The following is a 23,370-nucleotide window of genomic DNA, read 5'->3' as shown; positions in this document are numbered from 1 at the left end:
CGAAACGAAAAGATGCCGCAGCATCTTCATGCTGCGGCATCTTTTCAGGTTCGACCGGATTGGCTGGCCCAACTCAGCCCTGGGGCTGTGGTTCCATTCCGCCTTCGGGCTCCGGGCCTTTCTTGCGGCGCGGACCGGCACCGGCCTTCGGCACTGCCGAGCCGCGGGATGTCGGCGTATCGTCGCCAAGATCGCGTGACGGCTTCGCGCCGGCGAGCAGTTGCTTGATCTCGTCGCCTGAAAGGGTCTCGTATTCGAGCAGGCCCTCGGCGAGCGCGATCCATTCCTTCTTCTTCTTGGTAAGGATCTGGCGCGCCGTAGCGTAGGCGTCGTCTATCAGGCGCCGCACCTCCGCGTCGATCAGTTGCGCGGTCTCCTCCGAGACGTTCTGGGTGCGCGCGACCGAATGGCCGAGGAAGACTTCTTCCTGGTTCTCGCCATAGGCGACCTGGCCGAGCTTGTCGGAGAAGCCCCAGCGGGTGACCATTGCGCGCGCCAGTTTCGTCGCCTGTTCGATGTCCGAAGCTGCACCCGAGGTGATGTTCTCCTTGCCGAACTTCATCTCCTCGGCGACGCGCCCGCCCATCATGATCGCCAGGCGCGAGACCATGTATTTGTAGCTCATCGAATAGCGGTCGCCTTCGGGCAGTTGCATCACCATGCCCAGAGCGCGGCCGCGCGGGATGATGGTTGCCTTGTGCAGCGGGTCGGCGGCCGGAACATTGAGCGCCAGGATGGCGTGGCCGGCTTCGTGATAGGCCGTCAGTTCCTTTTCCGCCTGGGTCATGGCCGTCGAGCGACGCTCGGCGCCCATCATCACCTTGTCCTTGGCGTCCTCGAACTCCTGCATCGTGACAAGGCGCTTGTTGCGCCGCGCCGCCATGAGGGCCGCCTCGTTGACGAGGTTCATCAGGTCCGCGCCCGAGAAGCCCGGCGTTCCCCGCGCCACCACCTTCAGGTCGACATTCGGCGCCAGCGGCACATTTCGGACATGGACCTTGAGAATCTTCTCGCGGCCGTTGATATCAGGATTTGGCACCACGACCTGGCGATCGAAACGGCCTGGGCGCAGCAATGCCGGGTCGAGCACGTCGGGCCGGTTGGTGGCCGCGATCAGGATGATGCCCTCATTGGCTTCGAAGCCGTCCATCTCGACCAGCAACTGGTTGAGCGTCTGCTCGCGCTCGTCGTTGCCGCCGCCCAAGCCAGCGCCACGGTGCCGGCCGACTGCGTCGATTTCGTCAATGAAGATGATGCAGGGCGCGTTCTTCTTGGCCTGGTCGAACATGTCACGGACACGGCTGGCACCGACGCCCACGAACATTTCGACGAAGTCCGAGCCGGAAATGGTGAAGAACGGCACATTCGCTTCGCCGGCGATCGCCCGGGCAAGCAGCGTCTTGCCGGTTCCGGGAGGGCCGACGAGCAGGACGCCGCGTGGGATCTTGCCGCCCAGCCGCTGGAATTTCTGCGGGTCACGCAGGAATTCGACGATCTCCTCGAGATCCTCCTTGGCCTCGTCGACACCAGCGACATCCTGGAAGGTCACGCGGCCATGCGCCTCGGTCAGCAGCTTGGCCTTCGACTTGCCGAAGCCCATGGCGCGTCCCGAGCCCGACTGCATCTGGCGCATGAAGAAGATCCACACGCCCAGGATCAGGATCATCGGCAGCCACGAGATCAGGTAGCCGAAGATCGAATTCGATCCGTCGGTCTCAGGCCGCGCATTGATGACGACGTTCTTCTCTTCGAGACGGCTGACCAGCGACGTGTCGCCCGGCGAATAGGTCTGGAAGCCGGAGCTGTTGTCGACATAGGTGCCGGTGATGCGTTCGCCCGCAATCGTCACCGATTTCACGCGGCCGCTCGACACGTCCTGAAGAAACTCGGAATAGGCGATCTCGCGCGAAGTCCCCCGCTGCTGCGGTGTCTGGAACAGATTGAAAAGCGCGATCAGGAGAACGGCAATGATCGCCCAGAGCGCAAGATTACGATAATTCGGATTCATCGAGTGTCCCGTTGGGTGTCCGAAGCTCGGACACGAAAGTCCGCAAGTCTAATCAAGGCTAACATAGGGAGGGCGCTTGCCATTGCCAAGCGCGACCCGGCGTCTCGGTTAAGAGTCTTTGTCTCGGTTAAGAGGCTTTCCCGCGGACAAGAGTTCGTTCCTGAGAATTCACGGCGGCACGGCCCCCCGGTCTCGTCAGGTCCCGAGACCCTCACATTTCCCGCTTTTTGTGGCCTTCGCAAGGCGAAGCCGGAATATCCGGCGCCCCTACCAGTGACGCGACGGCCCGCGCCAGGGCAAGATCGAACGAGGGCAGGAAACGCGCCCAGGGCGCGAGCAGCGGAGTCGCAGCCGCCAAAACCCGCCCCGCTCCGCCAGGAGTCTCTGGAGCGGATCCGGCAGCCAGCGGCCCGGCGGCGATGCTGATCTTCCCTTCACAGCCGGCCAATCGGACCGCGGGCCCGGCCGCGAGCGCCTTGCGGACAAGGCTTTTCGGCCCATCGCCCGACGTGAGCTCGCCAGTCCCGACATCCTCCGGGCCGAGCGGTTCGATGATGCACCCCACGGCGGCATCGCCTGCCTCCATACGGAAACGCCCGTCCCAGATCATGCCCTGGATCAGTGGCACGGGTGCCGGCAGACCGCGCATCTCGCGCCTCAGAAAGACGCCGGCACGCCGCGCCTCAACCACCACCCGCGACAGTGTGGCACAGTGAGAACCCGAGGCGACGCGCTCGAACAGGGCGCCGACGCGGACAAGATCGGGCAAATGCCCGACGCCTCCGGCGACGGCGAGCAGCACCCTGAAGCCATGGACCGCTGCCTCGCGATCGTCGACCGTGAAAAAGGCGGGAGCAAGCCGGATGAGCCCCGGAGCTGCGAGCAAGGCATGGGAAGCAATCAACTCGCCTGCGCGGCCCGCAACCGCGCGCCGCGCCGCGGCGGCCGAATGCGCGTCGCCTGGCCCGCTCGTCCCCTCCTGCCGGACCCTGATCCTTTCGTACGCTGTGTTGCGGTTGCTCGGATCGTCGATCCACCCGATCTTCATGGTGTCGAGATAGTCCCGCAAGGCTGCGCGCGACGTCTCGAGCAACGGTCGCAGGATCCAGACCTTGCCGTCATAGAGCGTCGCGGGCGCCATGCCGGCCATGCCGTGCCCCGCACCGCGCCGCCGACGCATGTCGATCGTCTCGGCCTGGTCGTCCGAAGTGTGGCCGGTGAAGACGATATCGGTACCTAGGTCGATCGCGGCTCGCGCGAGCAGCCGGTAGCGTGCCTCGCGCGCTGCTGCCTGGACGCCGGTCTTGGGCTTTGGGCCTTCCCAGCGCAGCGTCTGGTGCGCGATCCCGTGATCCCAGCAGAGCCGGGCGACTGTCGCCGCCTCCTCGGCCGCGTCCGGCCGCAGCCCGTGGTCGATGGTGACCGCAAGGAGCCTTGTCCCGGACGAATGGCTTTCCAGCGCGGCCTTGAGCAGGAAAAGCAGCGCGGTCGAGTCGCTGCCGCCCGAGACGGCTGCGACCACGCCGCGCCGGCCCGTCAGGTCCAACCGCCGGAAGCAGGCGTCGAACGATTTATCGCTGCCCGCCGTCATGGATGGGCGCGAGATGAAGCCGGATGCGGTGTCGGCAGGAAAACGGGCGTTGATGGGGCGTCCGCCCGCGGAGCCCATTCCTCGAACCGAAACCATCGCATCGGGATTCATCTCGCCGGTCTAGCAGGCGGCGAGGGCCTGCTCCTGCTTCACGCGCTCCTTGAGCTGCGCAGAAGCACCGGGATAACGCTTGCCGACCTCGCTGAAGGTGGCGCAGGCGACGTCGCGCTGCTTCAGGCCTGCCAGCGACATGCCGAGCTTCAGCAGCATTTCCGGCGCCTTCTTCGACGACGGATACTCCTTGCTGGCGGCGAGGAAGATTTCCGCCGCATCGCGATACTTCTGCTGGCCGAGCAAGGCCTCGCCGAGCCAGAAATGCGCGTCCGCCGTCTTGGGATCGCCCGGGAAGCGCGCGATATGATCGCGAAAGCCCGCCTCCGCGGTCTTGTAGTCGCCGGAAAGAATGAACTCGTACGAGTTGCGATAGACCTCCTCCGGATCGTCCGTCGCCGGCAACGCGGCAACCTGGTCGCCGCTGGTACCGGGAGGCTGTGCCGTGATCTGGTCCCCGACGCTGCCGCCAGTCACATTGCCGTCGGCGTCGAACACGATGGTCCCGAAGGTTTTCGGCGACGTGCCCGCACCCGCGCCGGGTTGCGAACCGGCGGCCGAATTGGCCGGCCGGTCGGACTTCGGCGTCGTCTCCTGGGCGGCGCCGGTCGTCGGTTCGGTTGAGCCCGCGACCGATTGCCCGGAGCCGCCACTGGCGTCGGATCTCTTTTTTTCAAGCTCCTGGAAGCGGAACTCGTTGTCTTCCTGCATCTTGCGCATCTGTTCCTGCATCTGCAGGATCTGGAAGTTGAGTTCCTCGATCGTTCCGCTCAACTGGCGGATTTGCTCTTCGAGGGCACTGACGCGCGGATCGCCGGCCTGGGCGACACGGAAGCCTTCGTTCGAACCGGCACCGAACACGCCGGGCAGGTCGGTCCTGGGCATCGGCACGGTCCGGTCGGCGCCGCCCACGCGGCCTTCCTGGGAAAGCGCTACGCCCCCCGACAGGAGCAGCAGGGCCAGCGTGCCGCTGAGGATGGATCGCAAATGCATGTTTGTCTCGCTCTGGTATAACGGTCCCGGGCGGTCGCATCGGACGCCCGCGCTGCTTCTATCAGGATGCGAGACTTCGGCCAAATTTTGTTTCGGCGCCCGCGCCTCGGCAAGGCCGCCGCGACCGCCATGGAAAAGGCGGCACCACGGCCGCCTTTCGGGTATCGGGAGGTCTCCGCGACTCAGCTTCCCGCGCCGTTCAGCACGGTTACGGCGCGACGGTTCTGCGACCAGCACGAGATGTCGTCGCAAACCGCCACCGGACGTTCCTTGCCATAGGAGATGGTGCGGATCCGATTGGCCTTCACGCCGCGCGCGACCAGGAAGTCGCGGGCCGCGGCGGCGCGGCGGGCGCCGAGCGCGAGGTTGTATTCGCGCGTGCCGCGCTCGTCGGCATGGCCTTCCACTGTGATGGCGTAGTTGCCGTACTGGTTGAGCCACTGAGCCTGCTTGGACAGCGTCTGCTGTGCGTCCGCGCGGATCACCGAGGAGTCCGTGTCGAAGAAGATGCGGTCGCCAACATTGACGGTGAAGTCCTGCGCCGAACCCGGGGTCGCCGCGCCGAGGCCGAGATCGGCGACGCTGTTCGGCGTCTTCTTCGAGGCGCAGCCGGCTACGGCCAGGGTCGCCACCAGCGCCAGGACGATCGGATTCATGGTATATGCTGCGATGCGGCGCATCCCGCCTCTCCTTCGCAAATTCGAGTAGTTTCGTTGATCGTCCAGTAACCACGTTGCGGTTAACGGACACCCAACGAACAGGGTTAAATATCTATTGCCGGCTTCCGTCCCCGGTCCGGCGGTCGCTGTTCCGTCCGCCCCGACATTGCGCGCGGACCCTAGGCCGAAATACGGCCAAAACGCGGCCGATACATGAAAAAGGGCCGTTTCCGGCCCTTTTCACGCGAGCTTTAGCCTGCTGGCCGGACGCTATTCCAGCAATGGCGACCACGCCGGGTCGGAGGCGAAATTGGAGGTAGGGATCGCCTGCTCGTTACGACCGGTCAGGTCGATCGAATAGAGCCGCGGCCCACCGGAGCCAGCCGCCTCGCGGAAGAACATCAGCACGCGGCCGTTCGGCGCCCAGGTCGGTCCTTCCTGCTGGAAACCGCTCGACAGGATGCGTTCGCCCGACCCGTCGGTCTTCATGACGCCGATCTGGAACTCGCCGCCCGACTGCTTTGTGAAGGCGATCAGGTCGCCGCGCGGCGACCACACCGGTGTCGAATAGGTGCCGTCGCCATAGGAGATGCGCTTCTGGCCGGACCCGTCCGCACCCATCACATAGATCTGCGCCCGGCCTCCACGATCCGAGGTGAAGACGACCTGGCTGCCGTCGGGCGAATAGGAAGGAGACGTGTCGATCGAATTGGAATTGGTGAGCCTGGTGGTCGTTCGGCTGCGCAGATCCATGGCGAAGATGTTGGAATTGCCGTCGTCCCGGAGCAGGCTCATGATCACCTTCTGGCCGTCGGGCGAGAAACGTGGAGCGAAGGTCATGCCGGGGAAGTTGCCGACCAATTCGCGCTGACCGGTCTCGATCTGCAGCAGGTAGACCTGCGGCTGTCCGCTTTCATAGGACATATATGTGATTTCCTGCCGGCTCGGCGAGAAGCGCGGCGTGAGCGCGATCGTCCGGCCGTCCGAAAGGTAGCGGATGCCGGCGCCGTCCTGGTCCATGATGGCGAGCCGCTTCCTGCGCTGGTTCTTCGGGCCGGATTCGTCGACGAACACGACGCGGGTGTCGAAATATCCCTTCTCGCCGGTCAGGCGCTCATAGATCGCATCGGCGATGATATGGGCGACACGACGCCAGTTGGCCTTGTTGGCGAAGAACTGCTGGCCGATCAGTTGCTGGCCGGCGAACGTATCCCACAACCGCACCTCCGCGCGCAGCCGCCCGTCCGCCTCCTGCGTCACGCGTCCGACGACCAGCGCTTGAGCATTGATCACCTTCCAGTCGTCGAAACGCGGTGCGGCGTCGGGATCGGTTATCTTCTCGATGAAGGCGCCTTTGTCGATCGGCGCGAACAGGCCCGAGCGCTTGAGGTCGGCCGCCACCACCGCGGCGATCTCGGCGCCGGCCCCGTCCTGGGACACAAAATCGCTGATGGCGATCGGCAGCGGCTCCACATTGCCCTTGTTGATGTCGATCTCCACCAGCGCATGGGCCGGCGACATCGCGAAAGACGTCACGCCGCAGGCCAGCGCGCCCAGGACAAGAAGGGTCTTCATCAGTTGTTTCATTCGCAAAAGCCTCGTTGCTCCTTGGGGCGGAGGATCAGAACATTTCGCTCGGATCGAAATTGACGATCACATCCGCCCATGCATCGTACTTGTCGGCGGGGAGCGTGTAGGGCGAACAACGCACGACCGCGCGCCGCGCCGCCTCGGCTGCGGCGCGCTGCACCCCGTCGGCTCCACCCCCGCCGATGATTTCCGGACTGCCTTCGAGCGCTCCGGAACGGTCGAGCTTGAACTTGACCGAAACCTTCAGCGAGTCGCCGTCCATCGCGCCGGCCGGAACGCTCCAGCAGCGCTGCACCTGGCCGCGCAGCGCGTCCATCTCGCTCTGTGAAAGCTTGGTTCCGCCGGTGTTCTTTTCGCCGCCGAGCGAGGCTTGTTGCGTCGAGCGTTTGGCGCCGCCGCCCGCTGCCTTCTCCTTGTTCAGGAGAGCCGCGACCTCGTCCGCGTTGAATTCCTTCTCTTCCGATTTCGGCTTGTTGGCCTGCTGCTTGGCCGGCTTTTCCGCATCCTTCCGCTCAGGCGCCTTGGCGGTCTGGGCCTGGGGTGGCTGCGGGCGCGCCTCTGGCGACGGCGCATTGTCGGGCAGCTTCATCGCCTCGGCCTGGGCGGTCTCCGTCACCGCCGTCTCGGGGGCGGGATCAGGGTTGACTTCCTGCTTGGGCTGGGGCTGCGGCGTCACCTCCGTCGCCGGCACCGGCTCGGGTTTCGGCTCCGGCTGCTTCACCGGCTCCGGCTTCTTGTCCTCCATCGGGCGCAGAGCCGGCTCGGGAGAAGGCGCCGCGGCGGCGGCGGCCTCGACCGGTTTCGGCTTTGCCTCGGGCGTCGGCGGCTTGTCCGTATCGATGGTGTTTTCGCCGACCTTCTGCGCGTTCTCCACGATGTCGGGCTTGGAGGTCGGAACCGGCGACGGCTTCTCCTTGGCCGGCGCCTTCTTGTCGCCTTGCTGGATCTGTGTGATCGATTCGATCGGCACGATGTCGACCGGCAGCGCCTCGACGTCGGCGACCTCGAAGGCGCGCGGCGACGACAGCGACACCAGGCCGAAGCCGAGCACCGCCGCGTGCAGTATGACCGAGGTGGTTAGGCCAGCCTTCATGCCGCTACTGGGTTTCCCGTTCCTGCAGGGTCACGAGGCCGAGATTGCGGTACCCGGCGGCGGAGATGCGCGCCATCACCTGCATCACCGTGCCGTAGTCGGCGGTCTTGTCGCCGCGCACATAGATGCGTTCCTCATAGCCGGTCTTGGCGATCGCCTCGAGCTTGGGGACCACTTCCTCAAGCGCGATCTCGGTCTCCTGCAGATAGATCTGGCCGCCCTGGTTGACCGAGACGGTGATCGGCTGGGTGTCGGAATTCATCGCCTTGGCCTGGGTCTCAGGCAGGTCGATGGGGACGCCGACCGTCAGCATGGGCGCCGCCACCATGAAGATGATCAGCAGCACCAGCATCACGTCCACCAGGGGCGTGACGTTGATTTCGGACACGAGGCTGTGGTGCCGGCCGCGCCGCCTATGGCCGCGGCCGCCCCGGCCGCCGGTCTGTCCGATCGACATTCCCATCCTGCTTACCCTCAGACCTTGGCCGCGACTTTTTCATCGATTTGGCGCGAGAGTATGGCGGAGAACTCGTCCGCGAAGCCCTCCATCCTGAGCGCCAGCTTGCCGGCATCCGATGACAGCTTGTTGTAGGCAATGACCGCGGGAATGGCTGCCAGCAGGCCGATCGCCGTTGCAAGCAGCGCCTCCGCGATGCCCGGCGCCACCACGGCCAGGTTGGTCGACTTGGAGCCGGCGATCGCCTGGAACGAGGTCATGATGCCGACGACCGTACCGAAAAGGCCGATGAAGGGCGCGGCTGACCCGATTGTGGCCAGGAAGCCCAGTCGGCCCTCCAGGCCTTCCATCTCGCGGGTGAGCGCAAGATCCATGGCCTTGTCGATGCGGGTCTGCAGGGCGAGCGGCGACTTGGCGCCCTTCTCGAAACTCTTCTTCCACTCGCGCATGGCGGCCACGAAGATCGCACCCATGCCGGTGGTCTTGCGCTCCGACAGCGTGCGGTAGAGCTCTTCCAGCGACTGCCCCGACCAGAACACCTGCTCGAAGCGATTGAGCGCGCTGCGCATGCGCTTGAAGGAGATGATCTTGTCCACGATGATCGCCCAGGTCCAGATCGAGGCGGCCAGCAGGCCGAGCATGACCAGCTTCACGACCCACCCGGCCTGCCAGAACAAGGCCCAGATGGACACTGCCGCGCCCGGCTCGGCGAGAGAGAGATTTTCCATTCAACGAGTCCCTTAAGGTTCCGGGCTTTCGCTCACCGCGCGCCCTTGCGCATCATCCCCTGGTCCGTGAGCGCGAAGCCTCCGGAAGCACCCCAAATGCGCCATTGCCGGCCTTTTCGGGGCGAAATTTGGTGAAAGGAAGGCGCGTGGAAATCCGCCCGACCTTCACCGATCCTTTCATGAACCGTTAAGGTTAAGGATGGGTTAGGACCAGTGCGTTGCACTGCACGATGATGTGAGGGATTCCCGCTTCGGGAACCGCCGAGTTGCCGCACCCGATCGGCCGGAAAGCGCTCTGATCGGAAACGGCCCAAACCGGCACGGACTAACGCGGCGGCGCGCTCAGTCGGCCTCTGAGGGCATGAACGCTCCGACCCACTCCTTCGGAAAACGGCGGGGCCGACCGTGCTCGCCGATGATCGCTGCCTCGACCCGCGCCTCGATCAGGAGATCGTCGCCACGCCGGATTTGCTGCGCCATGAAGATGCGGGCGCCCGATACTTTTTCCGTGCGCGTGTCGATCGTGAGGATATCGTCGATGCGAGCGGGACTCCTGAAGTCGATCTCCATGCGCTTCACCACCCAGACCAGGCTTTCGCCGTGCTTACCCTCGGCAAGCTCGGTGTGGTGGACGCCGGCGAGCCGCAGGAAGTCGGAACGGCCGCGTTCCAGGAATTCGAGATAGCGGGCATGATAGACGACGCCAGAGAAGTCCGTGTCGGCGTAATAGACGCGCGCCATGATTCGATGTCCGAAGGGCGTCAGCGTCCCCGAGAGGCCGGCCGTCAGTACTTCGGATTCACCATGCTCCGCCATCGTGCTTTCCTTTTCGTCCCCGAACTGACACCAATCCGGTTACCGATCCCGCCATCCGCAAAGTCGCCCGCGACCCTCGGACGGCAGGACGCTCAGTTCCAGAATGCTGCAGCTTCCGTTGCGCGCCGACCGCGCGCGGCGCTCCTGCCGAACCGGATGGCATCGATGGCGTTTATGATCAAGAACTGCTTTGCAGCGATCCTGGCGCTCGCCTGGATCACGCTGCCCGCTGGCGCGGCGAGCTTTTCCGTGAAACGCGGGATCAACCTCGACATCTGGACGACCTGGCCGGGCGAAAGCCGCTGGGGCGAGAGCGACGTTCTCCTGCCCTTCCCGGAATGGCGACGCACGGTCGGCGAACCCGAGCTGAAAGCGCTGAGGAAGGACGGCTTCGATTTCGTCCGCATACCGGTCGATCCTGCGCCCTTCCTCTCCGGCACGACCGGCCGGCTGCGGGACAGGCTTTTCGAGGAGGTCGTCACCGCGGCGCGGCTTGTCCAGAAGGCCGGTCTGAAGGTTATCGTCGACCTTCATCTGATACCCGCCGGCGACGACCGCTCGGTCGGCATGAAGCAGGTGATGGACGACCCGGACTTGTTCGCCCGCTATGTCGAGCTCGTCAGGCAGATGGCGCGGGCATTGGCCAGGGAGGATCCGAGCCGGCTCGCGCTGGAGCTTATGAACGAACCGGTGATCGACTGCGAGGGACCCGCAGCAGGGCTGTGGCCGGATCGTCTCAAAAAGCTCTTCGCCGCCGCCCGCGCCTCGGCCACCAGGCTAACGCTCATTCTGGAAGGTGGCTGCTGGGGCAGCGCGGAGGGGCTCGCCGCACTCGACCCGTCCGACTTTCCCGACGACAACATCATCTGGTCGTTCCATTCCTACGCGCCCTTCCTCCTCACCCACCAGGGCGCGACCTGGGCCGGCGACTTCATCCGCTACGTTACCGGCATCCCCTATCCGCCGCATGAGCTGAAGGAAGACGAGCGTGACCGGATCCTCGAGAACATCCGCCGGCGCATCCGCACCGACGCGCCCCTGACGCGGCGAAGCGGAATGCTGGCCTATCTCGACGAGGAGTTCGCCAAGCTGGACACTGCGGCCAGGCTCGATGCCGCGCTCAGCCAGCCCTTCGAAACTGTCGCGGCCTGGGCCGGCGAGCATGGGGTCGAACCGCAGGACATCATCCTCGGCGAGTTCGGCATGATCCGCCAGGAATACGGAAGCGACGCCGTCATGCCCGCCGCATCGCGCGCCGCCTATGTCGGGGATATGGTCGAGCGGGCGGAAGCGCGAGGATATGGCTGGTCGGTCTGGTCCTATGGCGGCGCCTTCGGCATCGTCGACGAGTTCGGAGGCCGGAAGGCGGAACCCGACGTCATGCAGGTTGTGCGCGATCTGAAATGACGGGAGTTCCGGGCGGGCGACCAGCGAAGCCGGGCCGTGTCGGCCCGGTTTCAATCAGTCCTCTTCCTGGAACAGGTTGATCTGCTGTTGGGCGACTTCGCGGGGCATTTCGAGGCCCAGATGCCTCCAGGCATTGGCGGTCAGCACCCTGCCGCGGGGCGTCCGGTTGATGAAACCCTGCTGGATCAGATAAGGCTCGATGATGTCCTCGATGGCGTCACGCGGCTCGGCGAGCCCCGCTGCGATCGTCTCGATGCCGACCGGCCCGCCGCCGAAATTCATGGCGATCATGGAGAGGTAACGCCGATCGAGCTGGTCGAGACCCAGTGCGTCGACCTCGAGCCGGGACAGCGCCTCGTCGGCTATGGTGCGCGTCACATGGGCAGCGCCTGCCACGCTCGCGAAATCGCGCACCCGCCGCAGCAATCGACCCGCGATGCGCGGCGTGCCGCGCGCACGCCGTGCGATCTCGAGGGCGCCGTCCTCGCCGAGCGGCAGGCCGAGGATGCGCGCGCCCCGACGCACGATCAGATCGAGCTCCTCCACCGTATAGAAGTTCAGCCGCACCGGAATGCCGAAGCGGTCGCGCAGCGGATTGGTGAGAAGGCCGAGCCGTGTCGTCGCCGCGACCAGGGTGAAACGGGCGAGATCGATCTTGACCGAGCGTGCCGCCGGCCCCTCGCCGATGATCAGGTCGAGCTGGTAGTCCTCCATCGCCGGATAGAGGATCTCTTCCACCGCGGGGTTCAGCCGGTGGATCTCGTCGATGAACAGCACGTCGCGTTCTTCGAGATTGGTCAGAAGCGCGGCGAGGTCGCCGGCCTTGGCGATGACCGGCCCGGAGGTCGACCGGAAATTGACCCCGAGTTCGCGCGCCATGATCTGGGCGAGCGTCGTCTTGCCCAGTCCCGGAGGACCGACGAACAGCACGTGGTCGAGCGCCTCGCCACGCCCCTTGGCAGCCTCGACGAAGACCTTGAGGTTGGCGCGCGCCGCCGCCTGCCCGACGAATTCGTCTAGCGATTGCGGACGCATCGACGCATCGGCGTCCTCGCCACGCTTGTCGGAAGAGATGAGCCGGCTTGGTGAGCTCACGCGAGAAGCTCCAGAGCTGGGACGAAACTCGCTGCCCGGCGATCGAATGTGACCGTCGACGAGCAACCGGCGGCAATGCCTGCCCAACTGATGAGATAGTCGCCGATGTCGGCTTCGGGGGTATCCTCATCATGCAGGAGCCGCCCGAGTCCTTCGGCATGTTCGATGCTGATCTCTTCGCTGGCGAGCATCTCGCGCAAGGCCGCCATCACCTGTACCAAAGGGTAGTTCAGCCGCCTATTCAGGACCCATATGGTTTCGGCGAGCGTGACGGCACTTACGAACGCCGGGTCTTCCGAACTGCGTGTTGCGAAAAACGCACGCGCCAACTCGTTCTGGAACGGATCGTCGACGACGAGAAAACGAACCAGCACATTCGTGTCGACTCCGATCATTTGCGACCGTCCCGCCACTGCCGCGTAATGCGTTCGTCCTCTTCGCCTGCAATTCCCCTGACAGCCTCATTCATCTGCTCGACCGACAGCACCTCACCGGAAGGCGGCCTGCCGAGCATGCCCGCAAGGTCTTTGACCTGCCTGTTCTTCGGCGATGCCACGACTTGGCCGTCCCTGACTGTCACGAAGAACTTGGTGCCCGGCACCAGCTTCAAGGCGTCCCTCACCGCTTTGGGGATGGTCAGTTGCCCCTTGGACGTCATCGTCGTGAACGCACCCATTTCTTACTTCCGTCGCCGTTTCCTACCGCAGGAATCTAGTAAGAATGCCATACCGTTGCAAACGGGAGCTTCATCGGGACGCCGCGTTTCCTCCCTGTCACCGCGCCAGTTCCTTCAGTCCGAGCCGTATCAGCCTGGCCGAGTCGGCGTCCTCTCCGGCCGACTTCATCGCCGCGGCGATCGCATTTGCCGCGATGTCGCGCGAATAGCCGAGATTGGTCAGGGCTGAAACCGCGTCGGCGACCGGCGCCGGCGCCACGCCCTCTCCCAGTTCCTGCTTCAGTCCGATCGTGCCCGCGGCGGAGCCGGCGAAAGCAGGCGCCTTGTTCTTGAGCTCGGTGACGATGCGCTCTGCGACCTTCTTGCCGACCCCCGGCGCGCGCGAAACCATGGCGATGTCGCGCAGGGCGATCGCATTGGCGAGATCGGGCGGCGAAAGCGTCGACAGGACCGCCAGCGCCACCTTCGCCCCGACGCCCTGGACATTGCTCTGCAGCAACCGGAACCATTCGCGCTCCAGGGTCGACTGGAAACCGTAGAGACGGATCATATCCTCGCGCACGAAAGTTTCGATGAAGAGGATCACGGCCTCTCCCGGCCCCGGCAGGGCAGCCAGCGTTCGCGCCGAGCAGTAGGCGACGTAACCGACGCCATGCACGTCGACCACGCAATAGTCTTCGCCGATCTCGTCGAGCGTCCCTTTCAGCTTACCGATCATGGATCCCTATCCGCTGCTGTGATGCCGGAAAACAACTCGTGGGGATTGCCGGACAGAGAGGCATTCCGACGCGCCGACAAGGAACTCGATACTATCCGTCGAAAAAATGCCGCCTGATATGCTGGAGATGATTTCCCACAGTTAAGGCCGCTTATCCCGGCACCCGGAACAAGTCAAGAACAGGAGCCTCTCCATCCCCGGCCGGTGCCCCTTCGAAGCCGCCCGTCGCTTTCTCACTCACCCGGCGAGCGCCGCAAGCCTGGCCGGAACACTCTGCCTGTGATGGGCATGGCAGATGGCGATGGCCAGGGCATCGGCCGCATCATCCGTGTCGAAAGCCGATTTCGGCAGGAGAACCTTCACCATCATGTGGATCTGCTTCTTGTCGCCATGGCCGACGCCGATCACCGCCTTCTTCACAGCGTTCGGCGCATATTCCGCGACCGCCAGCCCGGCGCGGGCCGGCACCAGCATGGCGACGCCGCGGGCCTGGCCGAGCTTCAGCGTCGCCGACGCATCCTTGTTCACGAAGGTCGCCTCCACCGCCGCCTCGTCGGGCATATGGGCGTGCAGCACTTCGGCGAGCCCATCGTGAAGCTGGCATAGCCGGGACGCGAGTGCAGCCTTGTCGTCCGACCTCACGGTGCCCGACGCCACGAAGCGAAGCGAGTTTCCGAGCGACTCCACGATACCCCAGCCGGTACGTCTCAGGCCCGGATCGATGCCGACGATGCGAATCGTTTCTCTCATGGTCTCCACTCTATCGGCGTCTCGGACCCTGATGCCAGCAGAATGTGAACAAAAGGGAAACAGGCTGCGATGCCGCAAATCTGCCGACGACCTTTGGTCCACCGCTTGACCTAGCCCTGCCCCTGCCTTTCGCCATCAGGTTCACGCAGACGGCGGTCATGACGATACCCGCTATCGACATAGCCGCCCTCACTCTGTTCGCCGTGGTCCTGGTGGCCGGCGTCGCGCGGGGCCTGTCGGGCTTCGGCACGGGCATGATCGTTGCACCTGTCGCGGGCGCGCTCTACGGGCCGAAGGCGGCGCTGGCGATCATCGTCATCATCGATTCGCTTCCGGCGATCCCGGTCACCTTGCCCGCCCTTCGCATCGCGCGCTGGCGCGAGGTCCTTCCCGTCGCTCTTGGCATGCTCCTGCTCTTTCCGGCGGGTGTCTATCTCCTGAGCGCGGGTGATGCCGGAGTGCTGCGCTGGCTGATCTCGATCTCGATCTTCGCCTGCGTCGTCGTCCTTTATGCCGGCTGGCGCTGGCGGGGCCTGCGCAATCCCGCGGTCTCGATCGGCGTCGGCGGCGTGGCGGGCGTGCTTTCCGGCCTGGCCTCGATACCGGGGCCGGCCGTCATCGCCTACTGGATGGCCGGCGGGCTCCCCGCCGTCATCGTACGAGCCAATCTTTTGACCCTCTTCTTCCTTGGCGAGTTCGTCTCGATCGGGAATCTATGGTTCGCCGGTCTGTTCGAGCCCGGTGTGGTGGGAATGGGCGTCATGGCGGCGCCGGTCTATTTCGCCGGCATCCTCGCGGGCTGGTGGGCCTTCGGTCTCGCCAGCGAGAACGCCTACAGGCTCGTCACATTCGGCCTGATCGTTCTGTCGGCATTGCTCGCCTTGCCGGTCTTCGACCGGTTGTTCCAGGGCATCGCGGCAGCCTTCGGCGGTTGATCAGCCGCGACCGAAAGCCGTGCTCAGAAGCGTGATCTGATCGGAAACCGGATTGGACCGGCGCAGGCTGTGCGGCGACGGCAGGTTGCCGTTGCCGCCATAGACTTCATCATCCATGCGCCGCACGAGGCTTTGCAAGCGCAGCGAACGAATGACGAGATCGCGGAACGCATCCGGCAGTTCCACCCAGCCTTCCGCGCTTTCGCTGGCCGAAGCGGTATCCAGGCGCACTTTCGCCTTTTCCGCTGCCACCTGGTCCCGGGTCATCTCGCCCGAATTGGCGGCGCGCTGAAGGAGCAGCCAGGAAGCCACCTGCATCAGTCTTGTGGTCAGCCGCATCGATTCGGCCGCATAGAGCGTCGCGGAAAGTCGGGACAGCTTCTTGGCGTCACTGCGCCCCTGGCCGTCCAGATACTCGGCGGCCTGCTCCACCAGCCCCATGCCTTCATTGTACAACGGCTTGAAGGAATTGGAGAAAACCCGGCGTTCGGCCAGGCTTATCGTCACCGCGCTGCTCATCGACGGCTCATTCATTTCTGACGCCCCTGCACTACTATGCCCGTCCGGCCGTTCCGGCCCTGTCCAGGTCCCCGCAGCTATATTACGAGCCTCAAAAATGCGCCAAGCCTCAATCGAAGGCAAGCGCATGTTTAACAAAGGGTTAATGCAGCTGTCCCAGGTCGCGGGACACAAAAAAAGAGCCGCAAAAGCGGCTCTCAGGAGTTTAACAGGGAGGCGTCAAACAGAGTGGCTCCAACCACTCGGTAAGAATCCAGATCACTGGATGCACACAGTAAACACCTGTAAAGCTTAATGAAGGGTTAACGGCATGCGCCATTTTTGAGCCAGCGCCTCACATCTGTCCCGTTAGGGTACAATCGCACGCGCTACGCCTACCGTTGGTTGTGTTACCGTGATTCGTTGCAGCTCACGGTATGGCAATTCAGGCGCGCCGCAAGACCGGAAGCGCGATCCAGGCGAAGAGCAGCATCCCCACAAAGAACAAGACCGAGGCAATCGCCGTGACCGGTTCGATCGCCGGATTCCCTGCGAGGAAGAAATAGAGCGAGACGAGCAGCGCGATGCCGCTCAGCGTCGTCAGCCAGAAATGCACAGGTGCAAGCCGCGACGCGGCAGCGGCCGGAAACAGATGATAGAAGAATGCGAACACCGACGACATCAGGAAACCCGCCACCATCGTGTGTGCGTGGACCGGCATCTGGCCGTGATCCTGGCTGATCGCCATGCTCAGGCCCAACACCATGCCGCAGATCGCGTAGATGATGGCCAGAGCGAAGAAGTTGCGTGCTACCCCTTTCATGAGAACCCCCAATTGCCCTGTGAACCCCCACGGGAACGATTCGACGTCTCGTCGACCGCCGTCCGTGGTCGGATAGTGTCATATTAGCGCTCGCTGGAAAACAGGCCTCTCATGGCAAATGCCTCAGTCTTATGCACGAGGCCTGCCGATCTCGCCGCGCCGCCAGTCGGTTCCGGTTGGTGCAGGGAGGAAAGGAAGATCATCCAGGCGGTTGCGCCTCGCCGGGCAAACCGGTTCGCCGTGCCGGCCGCGTGCAAACAGCATCCGCGTGCCCCGCGGCGTCGCTTTCCGAAACCGTGAGTTTGGGAGAGCGCGATGCGTCGATCTCAACGCGTCGTTCGTGCGCCCAGATGGACGTGCGGCCACTATGACTCCTTGGCCATCTGCCGCAGCACGAATTTCTGGATCTTCCCGGTCGACGTCTTGGGGATCTCCGCGAAGATCACCGCCTTCGGCACCTTGAACCGCGCCAGCAGCCCGCGGCAGTGTTCCATGATCTCGGCTTCGGTCGCCGATCCTCCCGGCTTCAGTTCGACATAGGCAACCGGCACCTCGCCCCATTTCTCGTCGGCGCGCGCGACCACACCGCAGGAAGCGACGGCGGGATGCTTGTAGAGCGCGTCCTCCACCTCGATCGAGGAGATGTTCTCGCCGCCAGAGATGATGATGTCCTTCGACCGGTCCTTGAGCTGGATATAGCCGTCGGGATGCATCACGCCGAGGTCGCCCGAATGGAACCAACCGCCGGCAAACGCCTCGTCGGTGGCCGGCTTGTTCTTCAGATAGCCTTTCATGACGATATTGCCGCGGAACATCACTTCGCCGATCGTCTCGCCGTCGGCAGGGGTTTCCGTCATCGTCTCCGGATCCATCACGGTCAGGCCCTCGAGTGCAGCGTAGCGCACGCCCTGGCGTGCCTTCTTCGCCGTGCGCGGGTCCTTGTCCAGCGCATCCCAGCCGGAGTGCCATTCATTGACCACGGCGGGGCCGTAGGTCTCGGTCAATCCATAGAGATGGGTGACGGCGAAGCCGGCATCGGCCATGCCGGCGAGCACGGCTTCGGGCGGCGGCGCGGCGGCGGTGTTGAAGGTCACCGTCTGCGGGAAGATGCGCTTGTCGCTTTCGGCCGCGTTGATCAGCGTGGCCATGACGATCGGGGCGCCACAGAGATGCGTGACCCCATGGTCGGCGATCGCATCATACATGGATTTGGCCCGCACCCAGCGCAGGCACACATGCGTGCCGGCCTGCACCGCGAGCGTCCATGGGAAGCACCAGCCATTGCAATGGAACATCGGCAGCGTCCAGAGATAGACTGCATGTTTTCCCATGCCGGCGTGGATCGTGTTGGCATAGGCCATCAGCGCGGCGCCCCGGTGATGATAGACCACGCCCTTCGGATTGCCCGTCGTCCCGGAAGTGTAGTTGAGCGAGATCGCATCCCATTCGTCGTCGGGCATGGACCATCGATGGCCAGGCTCGCCCGACGCCATGAAATCCTCATAATCCACGGTGCCGATGCGCTCGCCCTTCGGATAAGGAGCGTCGGCGGCATATTCGGGATCGTCGAAATCGATGACCAGCGGCTTGACCCTGGCGAGTTTCAGCGCCTCGGCGACGACGCCCGAGAACTCGCGGTCGACAATCAGGATCTTCGAATCGGCGTGGTCGAGCTGGAATGCGACGATCGCCGCGTCGAGCCGGGTATTGAGCGAGTGAAGCACCGCTTTCACCATCGGCACGCCGAAATGCGCCTCCAGCATGGGCGGCGTGTTCGACAGCATCACGCTGACCGTATCGCCCTTGCCGATCCCGTGTGCCGCGAGCGCGGAAGCGAGCCGCAGCGACCGCTCCCAGAACTCTCGGTAGCTGACGCGACGGCCGCCATGGATTATGGCCACGTGATCGGGATAGACCTTCGCCGCCCGCTCCATATAGGTAAGCGGGGTCAGAGGCTGGTGGTTGGCGCCCTGCCTGTCGAGGTCCTGCTCGTATGGATTGCTCATTCGGTCCTCCCGTTTCTCCCAAAGCATGTCTCCCGAAAGTGTGCAGCGGTTTCGGGAAAAAGACATGCGTCAAATCAAGAATCTGCGGCGCATCGCGTGAATCCTTCTTCACGCGATGCGCCGCAGGCTTTGACCACAGATTCGGCCGCCGGTCACGGCGTTACAAGGTCGAAGATTCCGTCATAGACAAGCTTGAGGGCAATCAGCCCCACGGTGGCGTAGGAGAAAGCATAAAAGACGTCGGGCCGCATGCGCCGCACGATCCAGGCGCCGGCGAGCGTGGCGAGCGGCGCCACCGGCATGAGCAGGCCCGAGATGGTGAGGTTGGTCGCATCGAACTGACCGAGCGCGAAATAAGGAACGAGCTTCACCGCATTGGTCACGGCGAAGAAGATGACGCTCGTGCCGGTGAAAATGCGCTGCTCCAGGCGCAGCGGAAGCGCATACATCTGGAACGGGGGACCGCCGACATGGGCGACGAAGCTGGTGAAGCCGGACACCGTGCCCCAGAAGGTCGCGACGAGCGCACGGGGTTTTGCGACATGGGCGGAACCGTGGCGAAACTGCTGGTAGATCCAGCGCCCGACGAAGGCGATGGCGACGACGCCGACGATGAAACGGATCATCGGAACCGTGACCACCGCGGCTGTCAGCCAGCCCAGGCCGATCCCGAGCATAGCACCGGGCAGCATCGCCTTGAGTGTCGGCAGATGATAGTTTCCACGCCAGGTCCACAGCGAGACGATGTCCATCAGCACCATGATCGGCAGCAGGATCGCCGCGGCCTGGACCGGCGACATTACCAGCGCCATCATCGGCACCCCGACGAAGCCCATGGCGCCGCCCAGCCCGCCCTTCGACAGGCCGACCAGGATCACCGCCGCGACCGCGACGGCCATGAACCAGGGATCGGAAAGGAGTGCGGGCATTCGAATGCGGGGAACGACGGCGGGAGCTTGCTGGTCTAACCCCTGGGCGCCGACTTGGCGAGAGCTTTCATGTGGGGAGGGCGCTCTGTTCAAAGCAGCGCCGGTACTTTATGCCGCAATGCAACCATGATCGGCCTGCATAGGCAAAGCCCGGATAGCCTCTGATGACTGAAGCCAGCCTGCCCGACCGTTGCCGCCTTGTCCTGATCGCTCCGCCCGAGACGGCCGCGGAGCGTTTCATAGCGGCGCTGCCTGCCGCGTTCGATGCCGGTGACGTCGCGTCGCTCATTCTGCCGCAATACGGAATGGACGAAGAAGGCTTCCAGGCTTTCGCCGAGAAAATCGTACCGCTGGCTCAAGAGAGGGGCGTCGCGGTGATGATCGCCGGCGACAGCCGCGTGGCCGGTCGCGTCCGTGCGGACGGGATCCATCTCGAGGTCGGGAAGGATGAACTGGCCGAGACGATCGAACGTCTCCAGGGCAGGATGATGGTGGGCGCCGGCGGCGCGAAGACGCGGGACGACGCGCTGGAGCTGGGCGAAACGCGCCCGGACTACATGTTCTTCGGCCGTTTCGGCTACGACAAGACGCCCGAGCCGCACCCGCGAAATCTTGCGCTCGGCCGCTGGTGGGCCGAGATGATCGAGATCCCCTGTATTGTGCTCGGGGGATCCGATGTCGCCTCGGTCGAGGCCGTGGCGGCAACGGGTGCCGAATTCGTCGCCCTGTCGAGTGCCGTCTTCGGGGAGGATGCCGGTTCCGCCGTAGCGGAGGCCAATGCGATCCTCGACCGTGCAGCACCACGTTTCGCAAGGTGACGTGGTGGCCCGTCGCCTCCTGATAGCCGGCCTGGCCTTCGCCGCCGCCATCGCCGTCGCCCATGCGACGGACGGCGACCGGACGGCGCCGTCGGCGGACAGGATCGACCCGCAGCGTTTCACCAAGAAGCTCGACCCGGCCTACGGCGCTTTTCAGCGCGGCCTCTACAAGACCGCCTACAACCTCGCGCTGGAGAAGGCCAGGCAGGGTGATGCGCCGTCGCAGGCGCTCGTCGCCGAAATCCTGTCGCGAGGCCTCGGCGTTGCCCGCGACGAGGCGGAAGCGGCCAAATGGTATCAGCGCGCCGCAGAACAAGGCGTGCCCGAAGCCCAGTTCCAATATGCGCTGCTGCAGCTCGACGGCCGCTTCGTGAAGAAGGACAAGCAGGGCGCCTTCGCCCTGATGGAGGCCGCGGCCGAAGCGGGCAACGCGCTGGCCCAGTTCAACTTCGCCCAGTTGCTGGTCGACCGCGATCCCGGCCCGAAAGGCATGGCCCGAGCCGTCATCTACTATGAGCGCGCCGCCAAGGCCGGCCTGCCTGACGCCCAATATGCCATGTCCCAGATCGATGCCGGCGGTATCGGCGGCCGGCCCAAGGATGAAGCCGCGGCGCGGCGCTGGCTGGAGCTCGCCGCCCGCCAGAATTACGACACAGCCCAGCTCGACCTTGGCACCTGGATGGTCCAGGGGCGCGGCGGAAAGAAGGATGAGGCAGGCGGCTTCCGCATGCTGAAGCGGGCGGCCGAGGGCGGCAATGTCGCGGCCCAGAACAGGGTAGCGAAGCTCTATCTCAACGGCATCGGGACCGATCCCGACGAGACTTTCGCCGCAGCCTGGTACATCCTGGCCAAGCGGGCCGGCCTCGTCGATCCCATGATGGAAGACTTCATGAACGGCTTGACCGACGCCGAGATCAAGACCGCCGTGGTGCGCGCCAATCGGCTCAGATGATCGCGTCCGCCTGCATGGTTCCTGCCTGCCCCTGCCCTCCGACAGCCTGACGATGCGTGCCCGCGCCGTCCGGTAGGATCGGCTCCGACCGGTCGGTCAGGGCGTTGAAGACCAGCGGCGGCACCCGCAGGCCCCCGTCGGCATCGTAGGACTCGCGCAACTCCGTGAACCTCCGATCCGGATCGGCCATCATGGCAGCGAGGCGATCGTAGAAGGCGAGCTCGCTCGGGGTGAGTTCGGCATCGATTCCAGCCTGCACGCCCCAGACATCCCATGGCAGCATCTCCATCTTTTCGAGCGCCGCAAGATCGCGCACCAGCGAGCCGGTGATGAACCAGAGCCCGCGCAGGTTGGCGAAGCCGATGCCGAACCTGGTCGCATCGGCCGCGCCCGAGCGGCATTGCTGCCACGCATCCGCGGCAAGCACGAACTGATCGCTGGAAAGGTCGAGCGGTTTCTCGATCCCGGGCAGCCTGGCCAACCACACAGCGTCGAGCTGGGCGTCGGCGAGAACCCAGCGGTCTTCGTCGGCCTTCCAATATTCGGCTACCCAATGATCCTCGAAGAAGGGCGCATTGAAATAGGCGGCGAAGCCGCCGCGCAGGCGCGCGGGAATTCCCGTGCTCCTCAGCATCGACACGAGCAGCAGCCCGTAATGGTGGCAGCGGCTCACCAGGCGCTTTTCTACCGGCCGCGCTTGCGAGAGCGGTCTCGCGTCGAGCGAGACGATGCGCTCGAGCATATCCGCCACGCCGCGCAGGTGGATTTCCCCCGCCCGCTCCGACGGCACCCTGAAACCGTAGAATGGCTCGGCAACCACGTCGTAGATGCAAAGGCCTTGCAGCGCCTCGGCGATCGCGCCGACATCGTCCGGCAGGGCGGCAACCAGCGAGGCATGGCGGCCTGGATCGCTCATCAGGCTGTGCGTCGCGTAATAGCCTTCATGTTCCATGACCGTCTCCTTTCCCATGCTCCGGAAGCACAGGCTAGACTTGTCTCAGGCCGGCGACTTGATCGTCCTTGCTCTCGGTAACATCTCGGCTTTGACCAGGGCGGCCTTGCCTCTCCGGGCGTTTTGTGGTCTTGGAGGCGCGAAATCGCCGTCGCGGCGAGAAAATCTCTTCCGGAAAGAAACCATGGCCAAGATCAACGGCAACGAAATCCGTCCCGGCAACGTCATCGAGCATGACGGCGGCCTCTGGGTGGCGGTCAAGACCAATGCGGTGAAGCCCGGCAAAGGCGGCGCCTACAACCAGGTCGAACTGAAGAACCTCATCAACGGCACCAAGCTGAACGAACGCTTCCGTTCGGCTGAGACGGTCGAGAAGGTGCGGCTGGAGCAGAAGGACTTCTCCTTCCTCTACGAGCAGGGCGAGTCCCTCGTATTCATGGATACCGAGAGCTACGAGCAGCTCGAGCTGAACAAGGATTTCGTCGGCGAGCGCGCGGCCTTCCTCCAGGACGGCATGATGGTCACCGTCGAACTCTACGAGGAAAAGCCGATCGGCATTTCGCTTCCGGACACGGTGACCCTCACCATCACGGAAGCCGATCCGGTCGTGAAGGGGCAGACGGCGGCTTCTTCCTACAAGCCGGCGGTGCTTGAGAACGGCATCCGGGTCCTGGTTCCGCCCTTCATCTCGTCGGGCGAGCGTATCATCGTCGACACCAACGAGATCACCTACGTCCGCCGCGCGGATTGATCCTTCCGCATCGG

Annotated in this window: 24 protein-coding genes; 5 read left to right on the top strand and 19 right to left on the bottom strand. The window is 64.5% G+C overall.

The genetic code is table 11. The annotated features are described in order from the left end of the window. Nucleotides 1-73: 73 nt before the first annotated feature. From ftsH to ybgC, 9 genes are all read right to left on the bottom strand, one after another. The gene (ftsH, locus tag JN302_RS10960) at nt 74-2,008 is read right to left on the bottom strand and encodes an ATP-dependent zinc metalloprotease FtsH (protein ID WP_202332870.1); all 1,935 of its coding nucleotides are present in this window, start codon (nt 2,006-2,008) and stop codon (nt 74-76) included. Between the two features lie 211 nt (nt 2,009-2,219). Then, nucleotides 2,220-3,677 carry a tRNA lysidine(34) synthetase TilS gene (gene tilS / locus JN302_RS10955; protein WP_244846285.1) on the bottom strand — a complete coding sequence of 486 codons (1,458 nt, stop codon included), beginning with the start codon at nt 3,675-3,677 and terminating at the stop codon, nt 2,220-2,222. Between the two features lie 42 nt (nt 3,678-3,719). Then, entirely contained in the window at nt 3,720-4,703 is a 984-nt protein-coding gene (gene ybgF / locus JN302_RS10950) for a tol-pal system protein YbgF (protein ID WP_202332869.1), read from the bottom strand. Nucleotides 4,704-4,885: 182 nt separating this feature from the next. After that, nucleotides 4,886-5,383, bottom strand: coding sequence for a peptidoglycan-associated lipoprotein Pal (gene pal, locus JN302_RS10945; protein WP_202332868.1), 498 nt, complete (start codon nt 5,381-5,383; stop codon nt 4,886-4,888). A 249-nt stretch (nt 5,384-5,632) separates the two neighbouring features. Continuing rightward, a complete protein-coding gene (tolB, locus tag JN302_RS10940; protein WP_244846284.1) occupies nt 5,633-6,937 on the bottom strand; it encodes a Tol-Pal system beta propeller repeat protein TolB in 1,305 nt (434 codons plus the stop codon). Between the two features lie 46 nt (nt 6,938-6,983). Then, on the bottom strand, nt 6,984-8,045 hold the full coding sequence (locus JN302_RS10935; RefSeq protein WP_202332866.1) for a hypothetical protein: 1,062 nt from the start codon (nt 8,043-8,045) through the stop codon (nt 6,984-6,986). Nucleotides 8,046-8,049: 4 nt separating this feature from the next. Then, complete coding sequence (tolR, locus tag JN302_RS10930) at nt 8,050-8,508, bottom strand: protein TolR (protein WP_202332865.1); 459 nt, start codon at nt 8,506-8,508, stop codon at nt 8,050-8,052. A gap of 11 nt (nt 8,509-8,519) precedes the next feature. Then, on the bottom strand, nt 8,520-9,230 hold the full coding sequence (tolQ, locus tag JN302_RS10925; protein WP_202312057.1) for a protein TolQ: 711 nt from the start codon (nt 9,228-9,230) through the stop codon (nt 8,520-8,522). 342 nt (nt 9,231-9,572) lie between these two features. Further along, on the bottom strand, nt 9,573-10,046 hold the full coding sequence (ybgC, locus tag JN302_RS10920) for a tol-pal system-associated acyl-CoA thioesterase (RefSeq protein WP_202312055.1): 474 nt from the start codon (nt 10,044-10,046) through the stop codon (nt 9,573-9,575). Nucleotides 10,047-10,202: 156 nt separating this feature from the next. Between ybgC and JN302_RS10915 the strand changes: the two genes are divergently transcribed. Then, nucleotides 10,203-11,453, top strand: coding sequence for a glycoside hydrolase family 5 protein (locus tag JN302_RS10915; RefSeq protein WP_202332864.1), 1,251 nt, complete (start codon nt 10,203-10,205; stop codon nt 11,451-11,453). Between the two features lie 54 nt (nt 11,454-11,507). On the opposite strand, the gene ruvB is transcribed toward JN302_RS10915, so the two are convergent. The 5 genes from ruvB to ruvC form a co-directional block, all read right to left on the bottom strand. After that, complete coding sequence (gene ruvB, locus JN302_RS10910; RefSeq protein WP_202312051.1) at nt 11,508-12,548, bottom strand: Holliday junction branch migration DNA helicase RuvB; 1,041 nt, start codon at nt 12,546-12,548, stop codon at nt 11,508-11,510. Continuing rightward, nucleotides 12,545-12,943 (bottom strand): PIN domain-containing protein, encoded by a 399-nt coding sequence (locus JN302_RS10905; RefSeq protein ID WP_202332863.1) that lies wholly within the window; start codon nt 12,941-12,943, stop codon nt 12,545-12,547. Before JN302_RS10905 ends, ruvB begins: the two co-directional genes overlap by 4 nt. Continuing rightward, the gene (locus JN302_RS10900; RefSeq protein ID WP_202332862.1) at nt 12,940-13,224 is read right to left on the bottom strand and encodes an AbrB/MazE/SpoVT family DNA-binding domain-containing protein; all 285 of its coding nucleotides are present in this window, start codon (nt 13,222-13,224) and stop codon (nt 12,940-12,942) included. The genes JN302_RS10905 and JN302_RS10900 overlap by 4 nt, the downstream gene beginning before the upstream one ends. Before the next feature lie 97 nt (nt 13,225-13,321). After that, the gene (gene ruvA, locus JN302_RS10895) at nt 13,322-13,942 is read right to left on the bottom strand and encodes a Holliday junction branch migration protein RuvA (protein ID WP_202312045.1); all 621 of its coding nucleotides are present in this window, start codon (nt 13,940-13,942) and stop codon (nt 13,322-13,324) included. A 237-nt stretch (nt 13,943-14,179) separates the two neighbouring features. Continuing rightward, complete coding sequence (gene ruvC / locus JN302_RS10890) at nt 14,180-14,692, bottom strand: crossover junction endodeoxyribonuclease RuvC (RefSeq protein ID WP_202312043.1); 513 nt, start codon at nt 14,690-14,692, stop codon at nt 14,180-14,182. 158 nt (nt 14,693-14,850) lie between these two features. Between ruvC and JN302_RS10885 the strand changes: the two genes are divergently transcribed. Further along, nucleotides 14,851-15,627 carry a sulfite exporter TauE/SafE family protein gene (locus JN302_RS10885; protein ID WP_202332861.1) on the top strand — a complete coding sequence of 259 codons (777 nt, stop codon included), beginning with the start codon at nt 14,851-14,853 and terminating at the stop codon, nt 15,625-15,627. Here the strand turns inward: JN302_RS10885 and rcdA are convergent, their stop codons facing one another. From rcdA to JN302_RS10865, 4 genes are all read right to left on the bottom strand, one after another. Next, nucleotides 15,628-16,161 (bottom strand): protease adaptor protein RcdA, encoded by a 534-nt coding sequence (rcdA, locus tag JN302_RS10880; protein WP_202314681.1) that lies wholly within the window; start codon nt 16,159-16,161, stop codon nt 15,628-15,630. 409 nt (nt 16,162-16,570) lie between these two features. After that, the gene (locus JN302_RS10875; protein WP_202312039.1) at nt 16,571-16,948 is read right to left on the bottom strand and encodes a hypothetical protein; all 378 of its coding nucleotides are present in this window, start codon (nt 16,946-16,948) and stop codon (nt 16,571-16,573) included. A gap of 365 nt (nt 16,949-17,313) precedes the next feature. Then, a complete protein-coding gene (locus JN302_RS10870; protein ID WP_202312037.1) occupies nt 17,314-18,954 on the bottom strand; it encodes an acyl-CoA synthetase in 1,641 nt (546 codons plus the stop codon). 152 nt (nt 18,955-19,106) lie between these two features. Continuing rightward, nucleotides 19,107-19,883, bottom strand: coding sequence for a sulfite exporter TauE/SafE family protein (locus JN302_RS10865; protein ID WP_202312035.1), 777 nt, complete (start codon nt 19,881-19,883; stop codon nt 19,107-19,109). Between the two features lie 164 nt (nt 19,884-20,047). Here JN302_RS10865 and JN302_RS10860 point away from each other — a divergent pair, with 164 nt between their 5' ends. Together JN302_RS10860 and JN302_RS10855 are read left to right on the top strand one after the other, a co-directional pair. Then, nucleotides 20,048-20,701, top strand: coding sequence for a thiamine phosphate synthase (locus JN302_RS10860; protein ID WP_202312033.1), 654 nt, complete (start codon nt 20,048-20,050; stop codon nt 20,699-20,701). Continuing rightward, the gene (locus tag JN302_RS10855; RefSeq protein WP_202312031.1) at nt 20,661-21,653 is read left to right on the top strand and encodes a tetratricopeptide repeat protein; all 993 of its coding nucleotides are present in this window, start codon (nt 20,661-20,663) and stop codon (nt 21,651-21,653) included. The genes JN302_RS10860 and JN302_RS10855 overlap by 41 nt, the downstream gene beginning before the upstream one ends. Here the strand turns inward: JN302_RS10855 and JN302_RS10850 are convergent. Beyond that, a complete protein-coding gene (locus JN302_RS10850) occupies nt 21,646-22,605 on the bottom strand; it encodes a transglutaminase-like domain-containing protein (protein ID WP_244846283.1) in 960 nt (319 codons plus the stop codon). The genes JN302_RS10855 and JN302_RS10850 overlap by 8 nt on opposite strands. A 184-nt stretch (nt 22,606-22,789) precedes the next feature. Here JN302_RS10850 and efp point away from each other — a divergent pair, with 184 nt between their 5' ends. Then, nucleotides 22,790-23,356, top strand: a complete 567-nt coding sequence (gene efp, locus JN302_RS10845) for an elongation factor P (RefSeq protein ID WP_202312029.1) — start codon at nt 22,790-22,792, stop codon at nt 23,354-23,356. Nucleotides 23,357-23,370 lie beyond the last annotated feature (14 nt).

This window comes from Mesorhizobium sp. L-8-3 (assembly GCF_016756615.1).
Lineage (GTDB): Bacteria > Pseudomonadota > Alphaproteobacteria > Rhizobiales > Rhizobiaceae.
The sequence above is the reverse complement of the archived record's forward strand: the minus strand, read 5'-3'. Positions and strand labels throughout refer to the sequence as shown.

Bases quoted from the DNA above. Each gene is read 5' to 3' on its own strand.
- ftsH (WP_202332870.1), bottom strand. From the start codon at position 2,008: ATGAATCCGAATTATCGTAATCTTGCGCTCTGGGCGATCATTGCCGTT.
- tilS (WP_244846285.1), bottom strand. From the start codon at position 3,677: ATGGGCTCCGCGGGCGGACGCCCCATCAACGCCCGTTTTCCTGCCGAC.
- ybgF (WP_202332869.1), bottom strand. From the start codon at position 4,703: ATGCATTTGCGATCCATCCTCAGCGGCACGCTGGCCCTGCTGCTCCTG.
- pal (WP_202332868.1), bottom strand. From the start codon at position 5,383: ATGCGCCGCATCGCAGCATATACCATGAATCCGATCGTCCTGGCGCTG.
- tolB (WP_244846284.1), bottom strand. From the start codon at position 6,937: ATGAAGACCCTTCTTGTCCTGGGCGCGCTGGCCTGCGGCGTGACGTCT.
- JN302_RS10935 (WP_202332866.1), bottom strand. From the start codon at position 8,045: ATGAAGGCTGGCCTAACCACCTCGGTCATACTGCACGCGGCGGTGCTC.
- tolR (WP_202332865.1), bottom strand. From the start codon at position 8,508: ATGGGAATGTCGATCGGACAGACCGGCGGCCGGGGCGGCCGCGGCCAT.
- tolQ (WP_202312057.1), bottom strand. From the start codon at position 9,230: ATGGAAAATCTCTCTCTCGCCGAGCCGGGCGCGGCAGTGTCCATCTGG.
- ybgC (WP_202312055.1), bottom strand. From the start codon at position 10,046: ATGGCGGAGCATGGTGAATCCGAAGTACTGACGGCCGGCCTCTCGGGG.
- JN302_RS10915 (WP_202332864.1), top strand. From the start codon at position 10,203: ATGGCATCGATGGCGTTTATGATCAAGAACTGCTTTGCAGCGATCCTG.
- JN302_RS10905 (WP_202332863.1), bottom strand. From the start codon at position 12,943: ATGATCGGAGTCGACACGAATGTGCTGGTTCGTTTTCTCGTCGTCGAC.
- JN302_RS10900 (WP_202332862.1), bottom strand. From the start codon at position 13,224: ATGGGTGCGTTCACGACGATGACGTCCAAGGGGCAACTGACCATCCCC.
- ruvA (WP_202312045.1), bottom strand. From the start codon at position 13,942: ATGATCGGTAAGCTGAAAGGGACGCTCGACGAGATCGGCGAAGACTAT.
- ruvC (WP_202312043.1), bottom strand. From the start codon at position 14,692: ATGAGAGAAACGATTCGCATCGTCGGCATCGATCCGGGCCTGAGACGT.
- JN302_RS10885 (WP_202332861.1), top strand. From the start codon at position 14,851: ATGACGATACCCGCTATCGACATAGCCGCCCTCACTCTGTTCGCCGTG.
- rcdA (WP_202314681.1), bottom strand. From the start codon at position 16,161: ATGAATGAGCCGTCGATGAGCAGCGCGGTGACGATAAGCCTGGCCGAA.
- JN302_RS10875 (WP_202312039.1), bottom strand. From the start codon at position 16,948: ATGAAAGGGGTAGCACGCAACTTCTTCGCTCTGGCCATCATCTACGCG.
- JN302_RS10870 (WP_202312037.1), bottom strand. From the start codon at position 18,954: ATGAGCAATCCATACGAGCAGGACCTCGACAGGCAGGGCGCCAACCAC.
- JN302_RS10865 (WP_202312035.1), bottom strand. From the start codon at position 19,883: ATGCCCGCACTCCTTTCCGATCCCTGGTTCATGGCCGTCGCGGTCGCG.
- JN302_RS10860 (WP_202312033.1), top strand. From the start codon at position 20,048: ATGACTGAAGCCAGCCTGCCCGACCGTTGCCGCCTTGTCCTGATCGCT.
- JN302_RS10855 (WP_202312031.1), top strand. From the start codon at position 20,661: ATGCGATCCTCGACCGTGCAGCACCACGTTTCGCAAGGTGACGTGGTG.
- JN302_RS10850 (WP_244846283.1), bottom strand. From the start codon at position 22,605: ATGGAACATGAAGGCTATTACGCGACGCACAGCCTGATGAGCGATCCA.
- efp (WP_202312029.1), top strand. From the start codon at position 22,790: ATGGCCAAGATCAACGGCAACGAAATCCGTCCCGGCAACGTCATCGAG.